Annotated in this window: 21 protein-coding genes; 16 read left to right on the top strand and 5 right to left on the bottom strand. The window is 63.1% G+C overall.

Going from position 1 to position 20,623, the window contains the following annotated elements; translation table 11 throughout:
- Window positions 1-3: 3 nt before the first annotated feature.
- Both D8M36_RS05960 and D8M36_RS05955 read right to left on the bottom strand, forming a co-directional pair.
- Complete coding sequence (locus D8M36_RS05960) at window positions 4-1,257, bottom strand: DUF4032 domain-containing protein (RefSeq protein WP_126847508.1); 1,254 nt, start codon at window positions 1,255-1,257, stop codon at window positions 4-6.
- Between the two features lie 99 nt (window positions 1,258-1,356).
- On the bottom strand, window positions 1,357-2,436 hold the full coding sequence (locus tag D8M36_RS05955) for an ABC transporter ATP-binding protein (RefSeq protein WP_065247618.1): 1,080 nt from the start codon (window positions 2,434-2,436) through the stop codon (window positions 1,357-1,359).
- A gap of 180 nt (window positions 2,437-2,616) precedes the next feature.
- On the opposite strand from D8M36_RS05955, the gene D8M36_RS05950 reads away from it, so the two are divergent.
- Both D8M36_RS05950 and D8M36_RS05945 read left to right on the top strand, forming a co-directional pair.
- A complete protein-coding gene (locus tag D8M36_RS05950; RefSeq protein WP_238638400.1) occupies window positions 2,617-3,432 on the top strand; it encodes a peptide deformylase in 816 nt (271 codons plus the stop codon).
- Between the two features lie 33 nt (window positions 3,433-3,465).
- On the top strand, window positions 3,466-4,230 hold the full coding sequence (locus tag D8M36_RS05945) for a hypothetical protein (RefSeq protein WP_126847506.1): 765 nt from the start codon (window positions 3,466-3,468) through the stop codon (window positions 4,228-4,230).
- 73 nt (window positions 4,231-4,303) lie between these two features.
- Here D8M36_RS05945 and D8M36_RS05940 read toward each other — a convergent pair whose 3' ends face one another.
- The gene (locus D8M36_RS05940; RefSeq protein ID WP_016664322.1) at window positions 4,304-4,816 is read right to left on the bottom strand and encodes an inorganic diphosphatase; all 513 of its coding nucleotides are present in this window, start codon (window positions 4,814-4,816) and stop codon (window positions 4,304-4,306) included.
- A 194-nt stretch (window positions 4,817-5,010) separates the two neighbouring features.
- Between D8M36_RS05940 and D8M36_RS05935 the strand changes: the two genes are divergently transcribed.
- The 14 genes from D8M36_RS05935 (at window position 5,011) to D8M36_RS05870 (ending at window position 18,083) form a co-directional block, all read left to right on the top strand.
- Entirely contained in the window at window positions 5,011-6,513 is a 1,503-nt protein-coding gene (locus D8M36_RS05935) for a D-alanyl-D-alanine carboxypeptidase/D-alanyl-D-alanine-endopeptidase (protein ID WP_161970216.1), read from the top strand.
- Window positions 6,510-7,610: a tRNA lysidine(34) synthetase TilS gene (gene tilS, locus D8M36_RS05930; protein WP_126847502.1), complete on the top strand. Its 1,101-nt coding sequence runs from the start codon at window positions 6,510-6,512 to the stop codon at window positions 7,608-7,610. Before D8M36_RS05935 ends, tilS begins: the two co-directional genes overlap by 4 nt.
- Before the next feature lie 43 nt (window positions 7,611-7,653).
- The gene (gene hpt, locus D8M36_RS05925) at window positions 7,654-8,199 is read left to right on the top strand and encodes a hypoxanthine phosphoribosyltransferase (protein WP_372487308.1); all 546 of its coding nucleotides are present in this window, start codon (window positions 7,654-7,656) and stop codon (window positions 8,197-8,199) included.
- A gap of 118 nt (window positions 8,200-8,317) precedes the next feature.
- Window positions 8,318-10,351, top strand: a complete 2,034-nt coding sequence (gene ftsH, locus D8M36_RS05920) for an ATP-dependent zinc metalloprotease FtsH (RefSeq protein WP_126847500.1) — start codon at window positions 8,318-8,320, stop codon at window positions 10,349-10,351.
- Window positions 10,352-10,403: 52 nt separating this feature from the next.
- On the top strand, window positions 10,404-11,006 hold the full coding sequence (gene folE, locus D8M36_RS05915; protein ID WP_126847498.1) for a GTP cyclohydrolase I FolE: 603 nt from the start codon (window positions 10,404-10,406) through the stop codon (window positions 11,004-11,006).
- Between the two features lie 40 nt (window positions 11,007-11,046).
- Window positions 11,047-11,997 (top strand): dihydropteroate synthase, encoded by a 951-nt coding sequence (gene folP / locus D8M36_RS05910; protein WP_126847496.1) that lies wholly within the window; start codon window positions 11,047-11,049, stop codon window positions 11,995-11,997.
- Window positions 11,994-12,920, top strand: a complete 927-nt coding sequence (gene folK / locus D8M36_RS05905; RefSeq protein WP_126847494.1) for a 2-amino-4-hydroxy-6-hydroxymethyldihydropteridine diphosphokinase — start codon at window positions 11,994-11,996, stop codon at window positions 12,918-12,920. The genes folP and folK overlap by 4 nt, the downstream gene beginning before the upstream one ends.
- Window positions 12,920-13,435, top strand: coding sequence for a DUF3180 domain-containing protein (locus tag D8M36_RS05900; protein ID WP_126847492.1), 516 nt, complete (start codon window positions 12,920-12,922; stop codon window positions 13,433-13,435). The genes folK and D8M36_RS05900 overlap by 1 nt, the downstream gene beginning before the upstream one ends.
- A gap of 31 nt (window positions 13,436-13,466) precedes the next feature.
- Entirely contained in the window at window positions 13,467-14,027 is a 561-nt protein-coding gene (locus tag D8M36_RS05895; protein ID WP_126847490.1) for a PH domain-containing protein, read from the top strand.
- Window positions 14,024-15,646, top strand: a complete 1,623-nt coding sequence (locus D8M36_RS05890; protein WP_126847489.1) for a PH domain-containing protein — start codon at window positions 14,024-14,026, stop codon at window positions 15,644-15,646. The genes D8M36_RS05895 and D8M36_RS05890 overlap by 4 nt, the downstream gene beginning before the upstream one ends.
- The gene (locus D8M36_RS05885) at window positions 15,643-16,536 is read left to right on the top strand and encodes a Rossmann-like and DUF2520 domain-containing protein (protein ID WP_274542645.1); all 894 of its coding nucleotides are present in this window, start codon (window positions 15,643-15,645) and stop codon (window positions 16,534-16,536) included. The genes D8M36_RS05890 and D8M36_RS05885 overlap by 4 nt, the downstream gene beginning before the upstream one ends.
- Window positions 16,533-17,405 (top strand): pantoate--beta-alanine ligase, encoded by an 873-nt coding sequence (gene panC / locus D8M36_RS05880; RefSeq protein ID WP_126847487.1) that lies wholly within the window; start codon window positions 16,533-16,535, stop codon window positions 17,403-17,405. The genes D8M36_RS05885 and panC overlap by 4 nt, the downstream gene beginning before the upstream one ends.
- Complete coding sequence (locus D8M36_RS10125) at window positions 17,392-17,625, top strand: hypothetical protein (RefSeq protein ID WP_126847485.1); 234 nt, start codon at window positions 17,392-17,394, stop codon at window positions 17,623-17,625. The genes panC and D8M36_RS10125 overlap by 14 nt, the downstream gene beginning before the upstream one ends.
- Window positions 17,626-17,756: 131 nt before the next feature.
- A complete protein-coding gene (locus D8M36_RS05870; RefSeq protein ID WP_065247632.1) occupies window positions 17,757-18,083 on the top strand; it encodes a histone-like nucleoid-structuring protein Lsr2 in 327 nt (108 codons plus the stop codon).
- A gap of 67 nt (window positions 18,084-18,150) precedes the next feature.
- On the opposite strand, the gene D8M36_RS05865 is transcribed toward D8M36_RS05870, so the two are convergent.
- Window positions 18,151-19,065 (bottom strand): aldose 1-epimerase family protein, encoded by a 915-nt coding sequence (locus D8M36_RS05865; RefSeq protein ID WP_126847483.1) that lies wholly within the window; start codon window positions 19,063-19,065, stop codon window positions 18,151-18,153.
- Between the two features lie 10 nt (window positions 19,066-19,075).
- Complete coding sequence (mqo, locus tag D8M36_RS05860) at window positions 19,076-20,566, bottom strand: malate dehydrogenase (quinone) (protein WP_126847482.1); 1,491 nt, start codon at window positions 20,564-20,566, stop codon at window positions 19,076-19,078.
- Window positions 20,567-20,623: the final 57 nt, after the last annotated feature.

The raw sequence follows: 20,623 nt of genomic DNA, 5'->3' as shown, positions 1-20,623 counted from the left end.
GCCTTACAGCTCCGTCTCGGTCACGATCGGGATTGCCGAGGTCTCCGACGTGATGAGCGCTCGCTCGTCCTGGCGGTAGGCGAGGACGTTCAGAATGTAATCCTGCACGGCTTTATCCCACGTGACGTCCTTGCCGAGACGCTGGGACATGAACCATTTGTGCTCGAGGAGTTCGTGGTAGAACTCGGGCGCGGGGAGCTTCTTCCGCATCGCGCGAGGGATTGCCCGCACGACCGGCTCGTACTGTTCCTGAAGCCATTCGTGCGCCACGAACTCTTCCTCCTCGCCCTGCTGGTCGGTGAGGGCGCGGAACTGATCGAGATCGTTGAGCAGACGCCTCGCCTGATTTTCTTGCGCATCGATGCCCGTGAGACGCATGAGGCGCCGCCTATGGTGGCCGGCGTCCACAACCTTCGGCTGCACCGTCACGGTCGTGCCGTCTAGGTCGGTTGTCATGTCGAGCTCGTCGACGTCGAAGCCGAGCTCATTGAGTTTTTCGATACGCGCACTCACGCGCCAGCGCTCATTCGCGCTGAACGTCTCGCGGCCCGTGAGGGCATCCCACAGCTCGTTGTAGCGTTCGAGGAGAAGATCGCCAATGGCGATGGGGTCAACGTTCTCGGGAAGCTGCTCGGCTGCTTGAAGGTCGAGCATTTCGCCCACGATGTTCGTGCGCGCGATATCGAGATCATACTCGCGCTGTCCCTTCGTGAGGTGATCCTCGAGCTGGCCGGTCTCGACGTCCACGATGTACGCGGCGAAGGCCCCCGCATCGCGTTTGAACAGGGTGTTGGAGAGCGAAACATCACCCCAGTAGAAGCCCACGAGGTGGAGTCGCACGAGGAGCACGGCAAGAGCATCGAGGAGCTTGCGGGCTGTGTCTTCGCTGTTGAGTTGTGTGAACACGGCGCGGTAGGGGAGCGAGTATTGCAAATGGCGCGTGATGAGGATGGCGTCGAGCTCGCGGCCATCCTCGGCCGATTCGCGGCCGCTCACGACGGCGAACGGTTCAACCGCGGGGATGCCGAGCTTTCCGAGGAGGCGCAGGGTCGTGAACTCGCCGCGCGCGAGGTTCTCGTTGATTTCTTTGAGGGCGAGGACTCGCCCGCTCACGCGCGCGAAACGCACGACGTGGCGCGAAATGCCGCGGGGGAGTGAGGCGAGGAGCGAATCGGGCCATTCGGCCAGGGGAAGGCCCCACGGTAGATCGAGGAGCGCCTCGTCGGCTCGCGCTGCGGAGATCTCGATGGGTGCCATGCTCTCTATTCTCCCTCACTCTCGTGCCGAGTATGCAAAGAAGGCACGCGATTCGCGTGCCTTCTTTGTGAATGTTTCCTCGCGAGAGGAACGACAGGGTCAGTCGCCGAGGCGGTTGCCCGACTTCAGGTCGAACAGGTGCACGTGGTCAGCCTTCGGGTGGAAGTGCACGGTCTCGCCCTTCTGCGGAGGACGGCGGCCGTCAACACGCGCGATGATCGGCTTGTCGGTTTCACCGGCGCCAGCGAGGCGGCCGTAGACGTAGGCGTCGGCGCCGAGCACCTCGACCATGTCAACCTCGACCGGGAGGCCGTCCGCGGCGAGCTCGAGGTCCTCGGGACGCACACCGACGGTGACGGCCTTTTCATTGGACTCCGAGAGAGTGGAGCGATCCACGGGAATCACGGAGCCGCCGAAGGCAACGCCCTGGTCAGTGAGGGGCTGCTCGATAAGGTTCATGGCGGGCGAGCCGATGAAGCCTGCAACGAACACGTTGTTCGGGTGATCGTACATGCGCTGCGGCGAGTCGATCTGCTGGAGCACACCACCGGCGAGAACAGCGACGCGGTCACCCATCGTCATAGCCTCGGTCTGGTCGTGGGTCACGTAGACGGTCGTGACGCCCAGGCGGCGCTGGAGCGAGGCGATCTGGGTACGGGTCGAGACACGGAGCTTCGCGTCGAGGTTCGAGAGCGGCTCGTCCATGAGGAACACCTGAGGCGAACGCACGATCGCGCGACCCATGGCCACACGCTGGCGCTGACCACCCGAGAGCGCCTTCGGCTTACGGTCGAGGTACTGCTCGAGGTCGAGGATCTTCGCGGCCTCTTCCACGCGCTTGCGGATCTCATCCTTCGGCGTGCCCGCGATCTTGAGTGCAAAGCCCATGTTGTCGGCGACCGACATGTGCGGGTAGAGAGCGTAGTTCTGGAACACCATCGCGATATCGCGGTCCTTCGGCGGAACGTTTGTCACGTCGCGATCGCCGATGAAGATGCGGCCAGCGTCGATCTCTTCGAGACCCGCGAGCATGCGCAGCGAGGTGGACTTACCGCAGCCCGAGGGGCCAACGAGGACGAGGAATTCGCCGTCTTCGATCTCGATGTTGAGGTCGTCAACCGCGGGCTTATCGCTGCCCGGGTAGATGCGGCTTGCGTGGTCGTAAATCACCTTTGCCATGGGTATTCCCTTCACCGGCAGGTACGTGCCGGACGATCCGTTGTGAAGTAACAGCCAGCGTTCCTCGCTGACGTACGGATAACAATACCGCACTGTGGCACTCACCATACGGGACGCGCCGGTGGGTGCGCCGGTCACTTCGGTTTGGGAGGGCCGTAAGGTGGTCGGGGAGCCCGACGCATGCTCCGCTCTTCGAGTGCCTCGGTGGCGCGCGGCGAGGATCGGCACATGCGGGCGTGTGAGATGGGCTGTGAAGCGACGATGACGAGAGCGAAAGGTGGCGATGGCATGACGAGCCTCGCGGAACTCATTGAAAAGACTCTGGCGAAGCGGCGGAGCGAGAATGAGCCGCTGAGGATTGTACAAGCGGGGCACCCGGCACTTCGCGCCCACTCAAAGGACGCGGCACGGACGCTCGATCCCGAGCTCCTCGGTGAGTTCATCCAGGCACTCGTTGTCACGATGCACGAAGCGCCGGGTGTGGGAGTGGCGGCTCCGCAGGTGGGTGTGCCGATCCGCCTCGTGGTAATGGAAGATTTCGTGCGGGAAGAAGGCGAGGAGCGCGATGCTGGCGACGCTCTTTACGAGCGTGACAATCTCCCCCTCATGGCAGTGATCGACCCTCGCTATGAAGAAGTGGAGGGGGACGATACCGTGACGTTTGGGTGGGAAGGGTGCTTGAGCGTTGACGGTTGGCGTTCGCTCGTGCCCCGACCAAAGAGCGTGCGCGTTTTCGGTACCGCGATCCTTGACGGCGGCGAAGTACGTGAACTCGACGAGGTGTGGACGGGCTGGAGTGCTCGCATCTTCCAGCATGAAAGCGATCACCTCGACGGAATTTTGTGCCACGATCGAGGCGTTGAGCGATCACTCGTGCAGGATTCCTACCTGCACCGTTACACGGATCTTTCAGCCGCGGTTCGTTACCTTGGTCTGCGCGGCGACGTCGCGAATCTTGAGCCCGGCGCCGTAGATCTTCACCGCACGCGGGCGTGAGTGCGCCCGAAAGCGTCCATGAAAAGGAGAGCAATGGCCTCGAAGGACCTGCGCACATCAAAGAAATCGAGCGGGAAGGGCAAGGGCGGGGAATCGCTTATCGATGACAAGCAGTTTGAGGTCATCGACAAGGCCCTCGCCGTCCAAGGGCCGATCGCTCGCAAATACGTTGATTCGCTTCGCCGCAAGAATCCCACGTGGAGCGATGACCAGATCATCGGTCGCCTCGAAGGCCACTTCACGAAACTCGCCGTGGCAACGGGCGTCGGCATCGGCGGCGTGGCCGCACTTCCCGCGGTTGGCACCGCTACCGCGGTCGCGCTCACCGCGGGTGAGGGCATCGCCTTCGCCGAGGCATGTGCCTTCCTCACCCTCGGCATTGCACACGTGCGTGGCGTGGACATGAGTAAACCATCGGTGCGCCGCACCGTGATCCTCGCGATCCTCGGCGGTGAGCGGGGCACGGAGATCGTGACGAAAGCTCTTGGAAAGAACGGCCTTCAGTGGTCGACGGTTCTCGACGGCATGGCGCCGCCGTTCATTGCCGATGCGGTGAACACACAGGTCAATCGCTGGATCCGTCGAACTGTGACACGTCGCTTCACAGGGCTGTGGGCAGGGCGCCTCATCCCGTTCGGTATCGGTGCCGTGATCGGGGGGCTTGGCAATAAGGCGCTCACGAAGACCGTCATCGAAGCCGCGCGCGAGGTGTTCAGCCACGCCGACGAGCCCGTGCCTTCGAGCCTCGTTGAAGATCCCGAGAGCGACGGCAACTCCGGTGAGGCGCGCGACGCCTAGGCCCGCATAGCTTTTCGAAAGAGAAAAGGCGCTTCCGGATGTTCCGGAAGCGCCTTTTGTTCTAGCACGACGATTAGATGTCCTGAGTGAACTCGTTTTCGTGCTCGGTCCCCTTCGCGCGGCGATAGGACGCACGGATTTCCTCTTCCGCATCGTCGCGGCCCTCCCAGTGGGCACCCTCGACGCTCTTGCCGGGCTCGAGGTCCTTGTAGACCTCGAAGAAGTGCTGGATTTCGAGGCGGTGGAATTCGGAAATATCGGTGAGTTCCTGGCGTCGGATCTGGCGCTTGTCGCCAACCGGAACCGCGACGATCTTGTCGTCGCCGCCGGACTCATCGCGCATGCGGAACATGCCGAGTGCACGGCAGCGAATCAGGCAGCCGGGGAAGGTCGCCTCTTCGAGAAGGACGAGCACGTCGAGCGGGTCGCCGTCCTCACCGAGCGTGCCCTCAATGAAGCCATAATCATCGGGGTAGCGGGTTGCCGTAAAAAGCATGCGATCGAGCCGGATGCGACCATTGTGATGGTCGACTTCGTACTTGTTGCGATTTCCCTTGGGGATCTCGATCGTGACGTCGAATTCCACGTGCGTGACTCCATTGCCTAAGGTGATTCATGTGTGCGAGGGCCGTGCCCTCTGCGTGCAACAATAGCGAAGATCCTCAAGCGTCGGCTGTTTTACGGAGTCTGGGCGGGCCACACGCGCGTAAACTTTGCACGAAGTCACAGACACAAAGACGCCCAGCGCGGTCATTCCAGGGTGAAGAGGAGCATTCTCAGATGGCGAAGTCGAAGGCAATCGAGATTGTTGCCGCGGCCCTTGCGCTCGCGCTTCCCGCAGCCTTCTATACGTTCGGGGATCTCGTCGATGGCTTCCCCGGCCCCCTCACCCTCCGCACCCAAAAGGTTGCTGACCTCGAAGGGGTTCCCGCCGAAGGCGAGGCATGGGAGCGTGAAGATCTCGCGCGGCCACGTGATGCTGCGTCACCCGTCGAGCGCGTGAGTGGCGAGCGCATTACGGCGGCAGTTGAAGCACTTCCCGGGCTCGGTGCCTATTCGGGGAAACTTTCCTACGCGGTCGTGGATGCTGCAAGCGGTGAGATGATTGCTGAACGCGATGCGAGCGTGAGCCTCACCCCTGCCTCGACCATGAAACTTCTTTCGGCACTCGCGGCGGCGAAAGCGGTGGGGCCCGAGCAGACACTCACCACGCGTACAGTTCTCGATGGTGAGCGACTCGTGCTCGTAGGCGGTGGGGACAACCTGCTGACGGTGAAGCCGGAGGAAACGAAAGAGGGGATCGCGCGCGCGTCCCTCGCCTCGCTCGCGGATCAAACCGTGCAAAAGCTGAAGGCGGAGGGGCGCACGAAAGTGACGCTCGTGTTCGATGACACCCTCTTTGGCAACGATCCCGTCAATCCGGCGTGGGGTGAGAACGGCCCTGCCGGGGGGTGGGTTGCGCCGATTACGCCGCTCGGGATCGATGCGGGGCGAGCCGACGGTACCAAGTACGGCGCGAAATCGAAGGACCCCTCGTACGACGCAGCGAAGGCCTTCGCGGAGCTCCTCAAGGAGCGCGGGATCACGATCGAGGCAGAGCCCACTCGCGGGGCTGCGCCCGAAGGAGCAACCGAGCTGGGATCCGTGCAATCCGCACCTCTCAGCAGCTGGATTGCCCATACGCTTCTCTATTCCGATAACACTCTTGCGGAAACGCTCGCGCGCCTCGCCGCCGTCAAGACGGGACGCCCGGGAACCGTGGCAGGTGCTCGCGAAGCCGTGAAAGCGGAGCTTGACGAGGTCGCTCGCGAGAAGGGGTTCTCAACCGAAGGCCTCGTGATTGCCGACAACTCGGGCCTATCGAAAGATAATCGACTATCACCGTCGCTTCTTGCACATTTGACAGCGTGGGCATCCGGGAATGCGCCAGTCGAGATCAGGGACACTTTTGCACGTGTCCCGATCGGCGGGCTCACGGGAACGCTCAAGAATCGTTTCGGCGAGGCCGGTGCCGAAGAAGCCCGCGGTGTCGCACGTGGAAAAACCGGAACGCTTTCGGGAACCTCCACGCTTGCCGGCACGACCGTGCTCTCGGACGGCCGCGTGGTCGGTTACGCCATTTTCGCGTACGACTCTCAGGCGGATGGGTACGCGGAGGCACGTGCGCTCGTCGATGACGTTGCGAGCGCGATCATTTCGGCGGGAGGCCCGACGCCTGCGGGCCTCTATGATGCTCCGAGTTCTCCCGTAGAAGCCGGAGCAGAAGAAGGGGAGGAACAGTGAGCGGCCCGCCCGAGCCCGTTGCGCGTGCACGCGTTGCCGTGAAATCGGCCCTCGTGGCAAGGCTCGAGGAATGCGCCGACCTCTCCGAGGGAGCGCAGCTCGCGCCTCGCATCCTCGTTGGCGTGAGCGGAGGCGCCGATTCCCTCGCGCTTGCCGCGACAACCCAGTGGGTCGTCTCGAGGCTCGGTCTCGAGGTTGAAGCGGTGCTCATCGACCACGGTCTCTCCGATCACTCCGCTTCAGTTTCCGAACGCGCGGCCCTCCAATGCGAGCGGCTGGGTCTCGCCCGGTGCCACATCCGCCGAATTCACGTGGACAAGGCGGGGGAGGGGGGCCTCGAAAACGCTGCCAGAATCGCGCGTCACGAGGCCTTCAACGACATGTGTGAGGAACGTTCCGCCCTCGCTCTCCTCCTTGGGCACACACTCGATGATCAGGCCGAACAGGTGCTTCTAGGGCTCGCACGTGGCGCGGGAGCCCGCTCGCTCGCGGGGATCCCGCGAAAACGCGGGAGCCTCCTTCGCCCGTTCCTCGGCACGGGACGCGACGAGAAAACCGGACTGTGGAGGCGCGACACACGCGCCGTGTGCGAGGCCCTCGGCCTCGACGTGTGGGACGACCCCATGAACGACGACGAGGCATATTTGCGAGTCGCAGCGCGTTCGCGAGCACTCCCGATGCTCGCCGACGTTTTTGGTGAGCAGGTGGCCGCGAATCTCGTGCGCACCGCCGATCTCCTTCGTGATGACGCCGACTACCTTGAACAAGAAGCGGAAGAAACCTACGCGGGCCTGCGTCGGAATCCCCCGAGCAGAACCCCCGGCCTACTCGCGCTCGACGCTTACGCCCTAGCCCCGCTCAACCGTGCCCTGCGCACTCGCGTGATTAAGCATGCGATCGGCCAGGCGAGTGCGCTCGCGGGTGCAAGTTCAGGCAAGTCGCTCCTTCGACGTCAGATCCTTCACGTTGACTCCCTCGTAAGCGCCTATCGGGGCCAAGGCCCCATCCCCCTTCCGGGTAAGATCGAAGCGATACGCGACGAGGGGCTCATCGTTTTCCGTGGGGGAGGCACCCGCTTCCATGACACGCAAGGCTGAGCCCCCGCGACCTCGACAACGCGACGCACCGGGAAGGAACCCCATGACCATGGATGAGGACGTCGAGCGCATCCTGCTCGATGAGCAGGCGATCCGCGAGCGGATCAGCGAACTCGCCGCAGAAATCGATCGCGACTACGAAGGCGAGGCCCCGCTGCTCGTTGGCGTGCTCAAGGGAGCCGTCATGGTCGTCGCCGATCTCGCGCGGGCGATCACGCTCGACGTAGACATGGACTGGATGGCCGTGAGCTCGTATGGAAGCGGCACGAAGTCCTCCGGAGTCGTGCGCATCCTCAAGGATTTGAGCGCGGATATCACCGATCGCCACGTGCTCATCGTCGAAGACATCATCGACTCTGGCCTCACCCTGAGCTGGCTTCGCACGAACCTCCGCTCGCGAGGCCCGAAGAGCGTCGAGATTTGCACGCTTTTGCGCAAGCCCGAAGCTGTCAAGGTGGATATTGACGTGAAGTACGTGGGCTTCGACATTCCGAACGAGTTCGTGATCGGCTATGGCCTCGACTACGCCGAGAAGTATCGCAACCTCCCCTACGTCGGCATCCTCAAGCCGAGCGTCTACGCCGATTGAGAACATCGGGGCGTCTGACAGCCCCGGCCCAGCGATTCGGGGTAGATTCGCGCTCATTCACGAAACGTGCGCGAGGCATGAGCCCCGCCCTACAAGAACGTAAGATTTAGCACTTCACATGGCAGAAAAAAAGAAATCCCCCGCTCGCAACCTGTGGCTGTGGAGCCTCGCGACCCTCGCGATTGTCCTTCTCGCCTTGAGCATTTTCGGTCGCGGCGGATTCCAAGACATCGACACCGAGCAGGGCCTCACGCTCCTCAAGGGCGACACCGTTGAGCAAGCGGAGATCATCGACGGCAACCAGCAGCGCGTCAACCTCGTGCTCACGAAGGACTTCGAAGACAAGGGCAAGCGCGTGGCCTTCTCCTACGTGACCGCGCGCGGCGATGACGTGGTGAAAGCCGTGAATGATGCTGCGCCATCGAAGGGGTACACGGATAAGATCGCCACCCCCTCGTGGTGGGGGCAGCTGCTTCTCACGTTCTTCCCACTCATCATCATTCTTGGCCTCTTCTGGTTCTTCATGATGAACGCCCAGGGTGGCGGCCGCGCGATGCAGTTCGGCAAGTCCAAGGCGAAGCTTTTCAACAAGGACATGCCGAAGGTGACGTTCCAGGACGTCGCCGGGGCCGAGGAGGCCGTTGAGGAGCTTGATGAGATCAAGCAGTTCCTCGTGAGTCCCGAGCGATATCACGCGGTCGGAGCGAAGATCCCGAAGGGCGTTCTTCTCTACGGTCCACCCGGTACGGGTAAGACTCTCCTCGCGAAGGCCGTCGCGGGCGAGGCGGGGGTACCTTTCTACTCCATTTCGGGCTCGGACTTCGTTGAGATGTTCGTGGGCGTAGGTGCGAGCCGCGTGCGCGATTTGTTCAACACAGCGAAGGAAAACGCTCCCGCGATCATCTTCATCGACGAGATCGACGCCGTTGGTCGCCACCGCGGTGCCGGCATGGGCGGCGGTCACGATGAGCGCGAGCAGACCCTCAACCAGATGCTTGTAGAGATGGACGGCTTCGAGGAGCACCAGAATGTCATCCTCATCGCCGCGACGAACCGCGTGGACATCCTCGACCCGGCGCTTTTGCGCCCGGGCCGATTTGATCGCCAAATCGCGGTTGAGACCCCCGACCTCAAGGGCCGCCGCAAGATTCTCGAAGTGCACGCGAAGGGCAAGCCGCTTGCGGACGACGTCGACCTCGACAACATCGCGCGTCGCTCAATCGGCATGAGCGGTGCGGATCTCGCCAACGTGCTGAACGAGGCCGCACTCCTCACGGCGCGTTCGGGAAACCAAATCATTGACATGCGCGCCCTTGATGAGGCAATCGACCGCGTATCCATGGGCCCGCAGCGCTACTCGAAGGTCATGAGTGAGCGCGAGCGGCAAATGACGGCCTACCACGAGGGTGGTCACGCACTTGTCGCCGCGGCCCTCAACAACTCGGCACCCGTCACGAAGGTGACGATCCTTCCGCGCGGCCGCGCGGGCGGGTACACCATGGTGGTGCCGACGGCCGACCGCAACTATCAAAGCCGCAATGAGCTCCTTGATCGCCTTGCCTACGGGATGGGTGGCTACGCGGTCGAGGAAGGCATCTTCCACGACGTCACGACCGGCCCGAGTTCCGACCTCAAGAACGCGACGGGCATCGCCCGCGCGATGGTCACCGAACTCGGTATGAGCGGTGTTGTGGGCCAGGTGGCTCTGAGCAAGGGACAAGACGAGGTTTTCGTGGGCATGCAGCAGGGCCAGGGGCCCGGCTACAGCGAGGACACGGCACGCTTGATCGACGAAGAGGTGCGCCGACTCCTCGATAACGCCCTGGATGAGGCCTGGAGCGTCATCAAAACCAACCGTGCCGTGCTCGACCATCTCGTTGAAGAACTTCTCGAAAAGGAGACGCTCGGCGAGAAAGAACTGGCGGAGATCTTTAAGGACGTGACGAAACGCCCGCCGCGTGAGGTATGGCAGTCGAGCGAAGACCGTCCCGTGTTCAACGAACCGCTCGCGGGTAGCGACCGCCCCGGCACGATCGGCAGCACCGTCCCGGATGGCACCGAGAACGACCAGGCCGGTGAGGAACTCGGCGGGACCCCGCCCGAGCTCCCGCAACCAGGTGACGGTTCTCCTCACATCCCGGGTGCCGAGTAGCGCATACCTCACGTCCCTCGCGAGCAGTACTCGCGTGAAGAAAGAAGGATTCATGAGCGAGAACCACAATGCGGTGGAGAGCATCGATCGCGAGAGGATTGAGCGCGCCGTGCGAGAAATCCTCGAGGCCATCGGCGAGGACCCGGATCGCGATGGGCTTCTCGATACCCCGGCCCGTGTTGCCCGCATGTACGGCGAGGTATTCCGCGGACTGCACGAGAACCCGCGCGAGCACATGCATACGAAGTTCGAGGTCGAGCATCGCGAGCTGGTTCTCGTGCGCGACATCCGGTTTTATTCGATGTGCGAGCATCACCTCGTGCCATTCTTTGGGCGTGCGCACGTGGGGTACGTTCCCGGCAAGGACGGAACTGTCGCGGGACTGTCCAAGTTCGCAAGGCTCGTCGAAGGGTACGCGGCGCGGCCGCAGGTGCAAGAACGCCTCACGAGTCAGATTGCGGATGCGATCCACGAAGAGCTTCACGCACACGGCACGATCGTGGTACTCCAGGCCGAGCACCTGTGCATGGCGATGCGAGGCGTGAAATCTCCTAATGCTGAGACCGTGACGAGTGCCGTGCGCGGCTCGCTCCAGTCCAATGCGGCCACGCGTTCGGAGGCGATGAGCCTCATCCTCACGGGTCTGCACCACTGATTTTGGCGAAAGCGTCGCTCGCGGCGGGAAAGGGCATCACATGAACGCAACGCGACCGGTTCTGGACTTCTCTAGCGCCCCGGCGTGGCGGCGTGTGGAGGGCCTGCCTTCTTCTCTCACGTGCGAGCGGACCCTCGTGATGGGGGTGCTCAATGTGACCCCGGATTCGTTTTCCGACGGTGGCGAGCACAACGAGTTCCACAGCGCGCTCACGCATGCCGAGCGCCTGGTAAGCGAGGGCGCCGACATTATCGATGTTGGTGGCGAATCCACGCGCCCGGGTGGAAGCCGCGTAAGTGAGAGTGAAGAACTCGAGCGAACGGTGCGGGTGGTCGAGGCGCTGGCGTCGAGGGGCATCCCCGTGAGCATCGATACGATGCGTGCCGCGGTCGCCCGTGCCGCAGTCGAGGCGGGTGCGCTGATCGTCAATGATGTCTCCGCGGGCCTTGCTGATCCAGAGATGTTCCAGACCATCGCGGGTCTCGCGACTCCTCTCGGCACGCCGCCCGTCTACATTGCTATGCATTGGCGTGGACACTCCGAGGAGGCAATGTCACACGCGGGCTACGGCGAGATCGGCGCGGACGTCGCACGCGAACTCGGGGCACAAATCGAGAAGGCGGTGCACGCGGGTATCCCTCGTGAAAGCATCGTGGCGGACCCGGGCTTCGGGTTTTCAAAGACGGGTGAAGACAACTGGAACCTCTACGACCAGATCGATGCGGTTGAGGGGCTCGGCTACCCGCTTCTCATCGGTGTGAGCCGTAAGCGTTTCGTGAGTGCACTCGATATCGACCGCGACGCGGGAACCGCCGCCCTGAGCGGCTTCGCCCAGCTGAGGCGCTCGTGGGCGGTGCGCGTTCACGATGTCGCTTCTACCGTCGCCAACATCCGGGTCATGCAACGCCTTATGGCTGGTCCTGAGGGGCGAGACTTGGGGCTTGGGGCGAGCATTGCCGACCGCAATTACGGGGAGGAGGCGCAAGCATGACGTGGAGCGATATCGCTTTTGCCGCGCCCGCCGCGCTTTCCCATATCGCGGTTGAGGGTGTGCGCGTGCACGGCAAGCACGGTGTGTTCGATCACGAAAAAGCGGAGGGCCACGATTTTCTCGTGGACGTCGACATGAGCGTGGATACGCGCTCGGCGGGGCGCGATGATGCGCTCGAGCGAAGCGTGAGCTACGCGGACGCCGCGGCAATCGTCGAAGAAATCGTCTCGGGGCGAAGCGTCGACCTGATCGAAACTCTCGCCGAGCGCATCGCCCAGTGTGTACTTGAGCGGCACGTGCTCGTGCGCGAAGTGAGCGTGAGCGTGCACAAACCCACCGCGCCAATTCCGCAGCCCTTCACCGACGCACGCGTTCGTGTCACAAGGCGCGCGGCACCCGTGAGCGCTTTCATCGCGCTTGGCTCAAACCTTGGCGATAGCGAGGACTTCCTCGCCGGTGCTCTCGCGGCTCTTGCGGGGATCCCCGAAACTCGTCTCGTTGCCGCGAGCCGCGTTTTCGAAACCGACCCCGTAAGCGACATTGATCAGGACGCGTACCTCAACGCGGCTGCGCTTCTCGAGACTTCGCTCAGCCCGTGGCAGCTTCTCGACTCACTCCATGAGATCGAGAATGCCGCAAGGCGCACCCGCACCCTTCGGTGGGGACCGCGCACCCTCGACCTCGACCTCATTTCCTTCGGGCAGTTCACGTGCGATGATGAGCAACTGACGCTTCCGCATCCGCGAGCGCACGAACGCGCCTTTGTTCTCGCACCGATGCTTGACATCGATCCCGACTGGAGCTTCCCCGATGGCCGGCAGGCGTCGGACCTCGTGAAGGCCGCCCCCGACCGTGCGGGCTTGCGCCCCGGTCCCCGCGTTGCCGGTTTCGCGAGCGAGGCTCGCCCACCCAAGGGTGTGTGATGACAAAAACTCCTGCGCTGCGGCTTCTTGGCATCGCCCTCGTGGCGGGCCTTGCGGGCCACGGGCTGTCTCTCGCGTTTGCCTCGCGAGGTGCCCCGGTTCCCGTCGCCGGCATCATGCCGGGAATGGTGTTCCTCATTCTTTCCGCCGTCGTTCTTGCCCTTGGGCTTCGCGTGAAGAGATATCTCGATGAGTCCCGTGAGCGCGCGAAAACCCATCCGCTTACGCCGCGCAGGCATCACATCGACATGGTCACGGCTTACAGGATCGTTCTCGCGGCGCGTGCCGCGGCCTATACGGGTGCGATCGGTGCTGGCTTTTACGCGGGTATGTGCGCGTTCCTCGCCACCGCAGGGGGCGGAACACTCAGCGGTGCCATTCTTCCGCTCGGCTTCGATGCGCTAAGCGCGCTCATTCTCGCGGTGATCGGGCTTATCGTAGAACGGTGGGGGACTCTGCCGCCTACCGACTCCGGGCCTATGGGGCGCGCGGGTGAGAGCGCAGGCTCCCTTTGAAGCTCTCGCCCACTGTGTTAGAAAGATTCTCATGAGTAACTCAGTAGTTCCGATGCCGACCCTCGAGCCGGCCGACATCGAGCGGACGATGCTCGACGAGCCTTTTTCCGCGACCGATCCACGTACGGCACGCGTGTCGCCGAAGCTCGTCAAGGTACGGTTCCTTGGCAAACTCGCCCGGTGGGTGCCCGTGATTGCGGCGTGCATCGCGCTCCACATTGTCACGGCCGTGTTTGCGTGGCCGTGGTGGGTGCACCTGTGCACCATCCCCGTGTACCTCCTCGTGGCCCAGTCGATCGTGTTCACCCCTCGCCGCGCACGCGCTCTTGGCTACCTCACACGCGACAACGACATCGTGTTTCGCAGCGGCATTATGTTCCGCTCCGTCACGATCGTTCCCTACGGCCGCATCCAGGACATCAATATCGACGAAGGCCCCATCGAGCGCGCGTACGGGCTTTCGACCATCACGCTGAAGACCGCGGGAGGCTCGATCTCGGACGTCTCGATTCCGGGCCTCGAGCGCAAGGAGGCCGAGCGTATTCGCGACCTCGTGACTCGCGAGGCGAGTGAAAAGATGGCGGCGCTATGACCGAACAGTCGCCTGACCTCGCCAATGACCCACCGGAGTCCGCATACTCGAGGTTCCACCCTCTTACGCCGCTCGTCATGGGGTGGAAAGCGATCGCGGCAATCGTGGCGATCGTCGGGTTCCAAAACATCGACATGATCGAGGACTTGGTCAAGCACGGAGTCGTGAACACCGACAATCTGTGGCTGTTCGGTCTCGGCGCCCTTGGCATTATCCTCGTGGCGATTCTTGCCGGTGGGCTCCCGTGGTGGATCACGACGTATGCGGTGACGGAAGACGGCGTTTTCGTGCGTGAAAAATTCTTGAGCACGAAACGTAGAATTGCCCCACGCCAGCGCATCGACTCCGTCTCTGTTGAACGGCCTTTCATGGCGCGGCTTGTGGGCCTCTCCAAAGTGCGGATCGAGCTCGCCGGCGCGGGCGAGTCCCACGTGGACCTCCAGTACCTTGGCAGGGCGAAGGCCGAAGAAATCCACTCGACGGTTCTCGAACTCGCCCGCGGGGATGTGCCGAGTCATGGCAACGTGGCGACGAACCCCGCACCCGCTGAGGCCGCGCCTGAGGCTCCCGAGAGCGCGGCGCCGAGCGAGGGTGGCGACGGTTCGCCGAGCATCGTGGAGCGCGCCGAGTCCATTGCCTATGACTCGGATTCCACCGGCGAACTGCTCGCGCGAATCCCGACCTCGCGTATCCTGCACTCGCTCGTGCTTGATATTTCGCTCATGTTCTGGCTCGCGTTTTCGATCGTCATGACGGCGATCTGGCTCATCGCCTCCTTCGCCGACGGTGAGTTCACGCTTTCTTTCGCGTCGCTCGCGGCGCTCGTTCCCGCGCTGCTTGCGGCTCCTCGAATGATTTTCTCTCGCGTCGACTCCGGTTGGGGCTTCACCTCGCGCGCGACCGCGACGGGTCTGCGCGCACGGCGAGGACTCTTGAACTCGCGCAGCGATAACCTCACAGCCTCGAAGCTTCAAGAGATGGAGATTTCTCAGCCGCTCCTGTGGCGTTCACGTGGGTGGTACGACGTGAGCGCGAAAACCGCGGGCATGGATGTTCTTGAATCCGTGACGGAAGGCACCGGTCGTATACTTCCCGTGGGAACCGCCGCCGAACTCGAAGCGACGCTCTCGCACCTCATGCCACCGACCGGCGACCTCATCGTCCACCCCGCGATGCACGACGGGGCTCAGGCGCCGAGCCCCGCGGTGCTGGGTGCGAGCGACACGGCCCTACTTCAGGGTTTTCTCGCGGCGCCGCAAGCGCAACTGCCTGGCGCGCGCCCCTTCCACTGGTCCAACCCGATCAGCCGTCGCACCCACGTGTACGCGCTCACGCGCCACGCGCTTCTTGCACGTCACGGTTGGCTCACGCGAACCGTCACCGTGATCCCGCGCGAGCGCATCCAGGGGGTTGAACTCTCCCAGGGGCCGATCTCCCGGCGGATCGGCACGGCAGACCTCGCGGTCACGTATGCCGGTGGCACTTTCCATATCTCGAACATTCCCGTCACCGATGCCGCAGTCCTGTGCGCAACACTCGGCGTGGACGCAGGAACGTCGCGCCGATTCAGCGAGCGTGCAAGCTGGCTTCAACCGAGATTGTTGGGCGGAACGGCGTGAGCCCTGCGGAGCCTGCGCGCATGGGCGTGGGCATCATTTCCGCGGGGCGCGTGGGTGCGGTGCTCGGGAACGCACTGCGCGCAGCGGGGCACCAGGTCACGGGGGTGGTGGCCAGGTCCGACGCTTCCCGAGAGCGCGCCGATGTACTGCTGCCCGGCGCCCCCATCCTTAGTCCCGAAGAGGTTGTCGAGCGCAGTGAACTCGTGGTTCTCGCTGTCCCTGATGACGAGCTTGCGCCGCTCGCGGCGAGTCTCGCGCAGCGGGGTATCGTGCCCGGTGCACAGATCATCGCGCACACCTCCGGCCGATATGGGATTGAGGTACTGCGTCCGCTCGAAGACGCTGGCGCGATCACCCTTGCGCTCCACCCGGCCATGACCTTCACGGGAACATCGCTCGATCTTGCAAGGCTCGTGGGCTGCCCGTGGGCCGTCACTGCGCGTCCCATGTTCGCGCCCATTGCGAAGGCTCTCGTGCTCGAGCTCGACGGCGTGAGCATCGATATTGCGGAGGGCGATCGCACGGCCTACCACGCCGCGCTCGCCCACGGCTCGAACCATCTCGTTGTGCTCGTGAGCCAAGTGCTTCAGATCCTCGACGCGATCGGGGTCGAGGATCCACCCGCTCTCGTGCGTCCGCTTCTCAACGCGAGTCTCGAGGAGTCGCTCAGGCTTGGGCCCGGTGCGCTTACGGGACCGGTGCAGCGCGGTGATGCGGGAACCGTCGGAAATCATCTCGAAGCCCTCGAAGAGCTTGACCTCGAGCGCGTTCTGCCCACATACCGCGCACTCGCGCGTGCCGCACTCGACATCGCACCTATCGGTGAGCGTGAGCGGGCGGCGTTAGAGTTACTGCTATCAAGCGAGAGAAAACCGAGGCAGGATTCATGACTACGCTCATCCCCACCGTTAAGGAATTGCAGGCCTACCGCGCCTCTCTTAAGGGCAGTGTTGCACTTGTGCCCACGATGGGCGCGCTCCACGAGGGACACTTGTCTCTCATCCGTGAGGCTCGTTCGCATGCCGATCACGTCATCGTGTCGAACTTCGTGAACCCTCTTCAGTTCGGCCCCGGCGAGGACTACGAGCGCTACCCGCGTACGCTCGAAGCAGACCTCGAACTCGTCGACACGCTCGCCGATGCGATGTTTGCCCCCGAGGCTAGCGACATGTACCCGTACCCGGAACCGTTCCAGGTTGATGTGGGGCCGATTGGGCGCATGCTCGAGGGCGAGATTCGCCCCGGCCACTTTAATGGCGTGGCGACCGTCGTACTCAAGCTTTTCCTTCTTACCCAGCCGCATGTCGCGATCTTTGGCCAAAAGGACGCGCAGCAGCTCGCCATTATTCGCCGCCTCGTGCACGATTTTAATCTGGGTCTTGAAATCGTGGGTGTGCCGATCGTGCGCGAAGAATCGGGTCTCGCACGCAGCTCGCGCAATAGCTATTTGAGTGAGCAGGCAAGGGCGGATGCCCTCGCCCTCTCGGGGCTTCTCTCGAAAGCGCTTAACTGCCCGACGGCGGCTGAGCTTCTCGCGCTTCTTCGCACGCACGAGGATTCTTCGCGAGTGACGTGGGATTACCGGCTCGCGGTCAACCCGGCGACTTTCGAAGAGATTGACCAGGCTTTCGTGGGGGAGGCGCTCGTCGTGCTCGCCGCGAGGGTCGAGGGTGTGCGTCTGATCGACAATGCGCTCGTGAACCTTGCCCCTGCCGAGGAACAGCACACATCGAAGGAGGCGCGCAGTGGGAAACATTGATTGGGCATTCGAGCTGGGAGCGCTCCTGCCATCGATCGGGATTGGGCTCCTTTTCTGGTTCGTCCTGCGCTCGATTTTGCGCGCCGATAAACATCAGCGTGAGGCAGAAAGGCAAGCCGAGCGCGAGTACATTGCCGCGCATCCCGAGGCAGCGCGCTTTGTAAGAACGAGGCAAACCGCCAACGCGGAAAAATGTAAAGACGCAACGACGTCGAATTAAAAGAGCGCTTTGTTATCGCGCTAAAATGGTTGCCACTATTGTGGTGGGCGATTATCCTGCTTTTAACCGTTGACGCGCTTCGCCGCTGAATCGGTCGACCACCGTTCTAAAACTTCATGAGGATGGCCTCGATGGCAACTAAGACTTTCACCGAACTCGTCGACGATCTCGATGGTTCGAAGGCGGATCTCACCGTTTCGTTCTCCCTCGAGGGCGTTGATTACGAGATCGACCTTTCGAACGCGCACGTCGACGAACTCCACGCAGACATGACCAAATGGATCGTCGCCGCCCGCCGCGTTGGCGGCCGCGCCCGTCGCAGCTCGCGCACGCCGAGCAGCGCGAAGGAGACCGCGAAGATCCGCAAGTGGGCGCTCGAGAACAACTACAACGTCTCGGATCGCGGCCGCATCGCTGCGGATGTTCGCGAGGCGTACTACGCCGCTCACGAAGGCTGAGAGCACTGACGCATAAAAGCGCCGCGAGGGAAAGGTCCCCCGCGGCGCTTTTGCTGTTCGTGAGGACTTAGCTCAGAGCTTTGCCGCCGATCGTCCACGAGACGGTGTGTGAGGCGCCTGGGGCGAGGTGCACGAGGTTTTCGCCGGTGCGGAAAGCATCGGGCGGGCACGTCATAGGTTCGACAGCGAGCCCTGCGCGATTCTTCGAGGGATCCGGGTGATCGGCCGTGTGGATCTGCGCCCACGGGAGGGCCTCCGGGTCGAATTCCACCCATACTTCACCGCTCGCACTGCGCACCGTGATTCGCCCCTCGGAGAATCCCGTGTAGGCGTGATCGATGAACCGATCACCGATAGGTGAGCCATCGAGGTGGAGTTCCGGGTGGTTCTCGACGGGTGAGAGCGCAACCGGCAGGAGGCGTTCGTCGACTTCGAGCACGTGGGAGGCCGGCACGAGCGTTTCCCATTCATTCATGTGCTCTGCGCCGGGCACGACGTAGGGATGGGGGCATACGCCGTAGGGGGCGCGGGTTTCGCCGAGGTTGGTCGCGGTGACCTCGGTGGTGATTGCGCTTTCGTGAAGCGTGTAGCGCACGCGAATGCTAAGCGGGAAGGGGTAGCCGGATACGGGAATAAGGTGGTGAAAGAAATCCACCGTGTTTTCCGTACGGTTTTCTACCGAGAAATCGCTCCACGATACGAGGCCGTGAAGCGCGTTGCGTCTTTCGTGCTCGTTGAGCGGCAGCTCGTATTCCACCCCGTCGTATGTATAGGTACCGTTGCCAATGCGATTTGGCCATGGGGCAATGATCCCACCGCGATAGCCGAATTGGACGTCATCGACGGCGCCCGGTACAACGAAGTCGCGCCCGCCGATGCAGAACCGATTGAGCGCTGCACCCACGCTCGTAAGTTCGGCGCTTGACGCGCCATTCGTGAGGGTAATGATCTCTCCTCTGAATAAGGAGTGCGAGGTGCTCATGAGTGCCCTTTCATCGTGGTGGTTCCGTAAGTCCAAGAATGCGACTTGTGCGTGCGAGGTGATCTCGGGCGTCACCTTCGGTAGAGAATATGGCGCGAAGACGTGGTTCCCACTCAGATGCCTTCGCAGGGAAGGCACGCGAAAGCAGGTCGAGCATGATTGAGGTGGCCGTTGAGGCACCCGGCGACGCACCGAGGAGCCCGCTCATGCTTCCGTCGGCTGAGGTGAGTAGCTCGGTCCCGAATTGGAGGGTGCCGCGCGTGCGCGAGAGCGGTGCGATGACCTGGACCCGCTGGCCGGCCTCGAGCAGCTCCCAGTCCTCAGCCTTCGCGCCCGGGAGGTACTCGGCAAGTGCCGCGAGGCGATCGTCAAAACTCTGCGTGAGTTGCGAGGCGAGATAGGCGATCAGGTCGAGGTTGCCGGGTGCAACGGACGCCATGGGAAGAGCGTTCGAGGCGCGGATCGAGCGGAAGAGATCTGTCACGGAACCCGATTTGAGGAATTTCGGGCTCCATCCCGCGTACGGGCCGAACATGAGCTCGCGTGAGCCATTGATGATTCGGGTATCGAGGTGGGGCACGCTCATCGGGGGCGATCCGACGGCAGCCTTCCCGTACACCTTTGCGTCGTGCCGCGCGGCGAGTTCAGGATTCGTGCAGCGAAGCCACTGCCCGGAGATGGGGAACCCGCCGTAGCCGCGGATCTCGCTGATTCCAGAACGTTGAAGGAGGGGGAGTGCAGCACCGCCCGCTCCGACGAAGACGAATGGCGCGCGAACAACGTGCGTTGAGTCGTTCGTGCGGGCCATAACGCCCCAGTCCTTGCCCATGCGGCGCAGATCCACGACGTTGGAGCCGAAATATACGCTGGTGCCCGCTTTCGTCGCGGCCTCGAGGAGCGCACGCGTGAGGGCGCCGAAGTCCACGTCGGTGCCCGCGAGTGAGCGGGTTGCCGAAAGCGGCGTGTTCGCGGTTCGGCCCTCCATCACGAGGGGAGCCCACTCGGCAAGGCGGGAGGGATCCTCCGTGTACTCAAGTGAGGAAAACAGGGGGTGCGGGTGAAGAGCAGCGAAGCGCGCTTTGAGGAACCGCCGGTTCTCTTCACCGTGGACCAGGCTCATGTGTGCAACGGTGCGGATGAAGCGCTCAGGGTGTTCGAGCGTGCCGTTTTCGACGAGGTGCGCCCACCATGCACGCGAGAGCTGGAATTTCTTGTTGACCTCGAGTGCTTTGTCGATCGAGACGCGCCCGTGGGCATCCATGGGCGTGTAGTTGAGTTCGCACAGTGCGCTGTGGCCGGTACCGGCATTGTTCCAGGCATGCGAGGATTCGAGAGCGGGGCTCTCGAGCCGTTCGAGAACGACGATGTGCCACGCCGGTTCGAGTTCACGAAGGAGCATCGCAAGGGTCGCCGAGGCGATGCCCGCACCGATGAGAACGGCGTCGGCATGCTCGACCTTGAGTGCCGAGGTTGCGCGAGACGAGTGCGCGGATACTCGCATGTGCGGGGGTGCTCCTTCGGTTCGGTGGAAGCGGTCGCTGTGCTGGGCAGCGCTGGC

This window comes from Dermabacter sp. HSID17554 (assembly GCF_003989295.1).
GTDB lineage: Bacteria > Actinomycetota > Actinomycetes > Actinomycetales > Dermabacteraceae > Dermabacter > Dermabacter vaginalis.
This window is presented reverse-complemented; position numbering and strand designations above follow the sequence as displayed.

What these genes read in the sequence shown, in the direction of transcription:
- D8M36_RS05865 (WP_126847483.1), bottom strand. Translation starts at nt 19,065, where the DNA reads ATGAGCACCTCGCACTCCTTATTCAGAGGAGAGATCATTACCCTCACG.
- D8M36_RS05960 (WP_126847508.1), bottom strand. Translation starts at nt 1,257, where the DNA reads ATGGCACCCATCGAGATCTCCGCAGCGCGAGCCGACGAGGCGCTCCTC.
- D8M36_RS05900 (WP_126847492.1), top strand. Translation starts at nt 12,920, where the DNA reads ATGACAAAAACTCCTGCGCTGCGGCTTCTTGGCATCGCCCTCGTGGCG.
- ftsH (WP_126847500.1), top strand. Translation starts at nt 8,318, where the DNA reads ATGGCAGAAAAAAAGAAATCCCCCGCTCGCAACCTGTGGCTGTGGAGC.
- D8M36_RS05895 (WP_126847490.1), top strand. Translation starts at nt 13,467, where the DNA reads ATGAGTAACTCAGTAGTTCCGATGCCGACCCTCGAGCCGGCCGACATC.
- hpt (WP_372487308.1), top strand. Translation starts at nt 7,654, where the DNA reads ATGACCATGGATGAGGACGTCGAGCGCATCCTGCTCGATGAGCAGGCG.
- folE (WP_126847498.1), top strand. Translation starts at nt 10,404, where the DNA reads ATGAGCGAGAACCACAATGCGGTGGAGAGCATCGATCGCGAGAGGATT.
- panC (WP_126847487.1), top strand. Translation starts at nt 16,533, where the DNA reads ATGACTACGCTCATCCCCACCGTTAAGGAATTGCAGGCCTACCGCGCC.
- D8M36_RS05945 (WP_126847506.1), top strand. Translation starts at nt 3,466, where the DNA reads ATGGCCTCGAAGGACCTGCGCACATCAAAGAAATCGAGCGGGAAGGGC.
- D8M36_RS05950 (WP_238638400.1), top strand. Translation starts at nt 2,617, where the DNA reads ATGCTCCGCTCTTCGAGTGCCTCGGTGGCGCGCGGCGAGGATCGGCAC.
- D8M36_RS05890 (WP_126847489.1), top strand. Translation starts at nt 14,024, where the DNA reads ATGACCGAACAGTCGCCTGACCTCGCCAATGACCCACCGGAGTCCGCA.
- D8M36_RS05870 (WP_065247632.1), top strand. Translation starts at nt 17,757, where the DNA reads ATGGCAACTAAGACTTTCACCGAACTCGTCGACGATCTCGATGGTTCG.
- folK (WP_126847494.1), top strand. Translation starts at nt 11,994, where the DNA reads ATGACGTGGAGCGATATCGCTTTTGCCGCGCCCGCCGCGCTTTCCCAT.
- folP (WP_126847496.1), top strand. Translation starts at nt 11,047, where the DNA reads ATGAACGCAACGCGACCGGTTCTGGACTTCTCTAGCGCCCCGGCGTGG.
- D8M36_RS05955 (WP_065247618.1), bottom strand. Translation starts at nt 2,436, where the DNA reads ATGGCAAAGGTGATTTACGACCACGCAAGCCGCATCTACCCGGGCAGC.
- mqo (WP_126847482.1), bottom strand. Translation starts at nt 20,566, where the DNA reads ATGCGAGTATCCGCGCACTCGTCTCGCGCAACCTCGGCACTCAAGGTC.
- D8M36_RS05935 (WP_161970216.1), top strand. Translation starts at nt 5,011, where the DNA reads ATGGCGAAGTCGAAGGCAATCGAGATTGTTGCCGCGGCCCTTGCGCTC.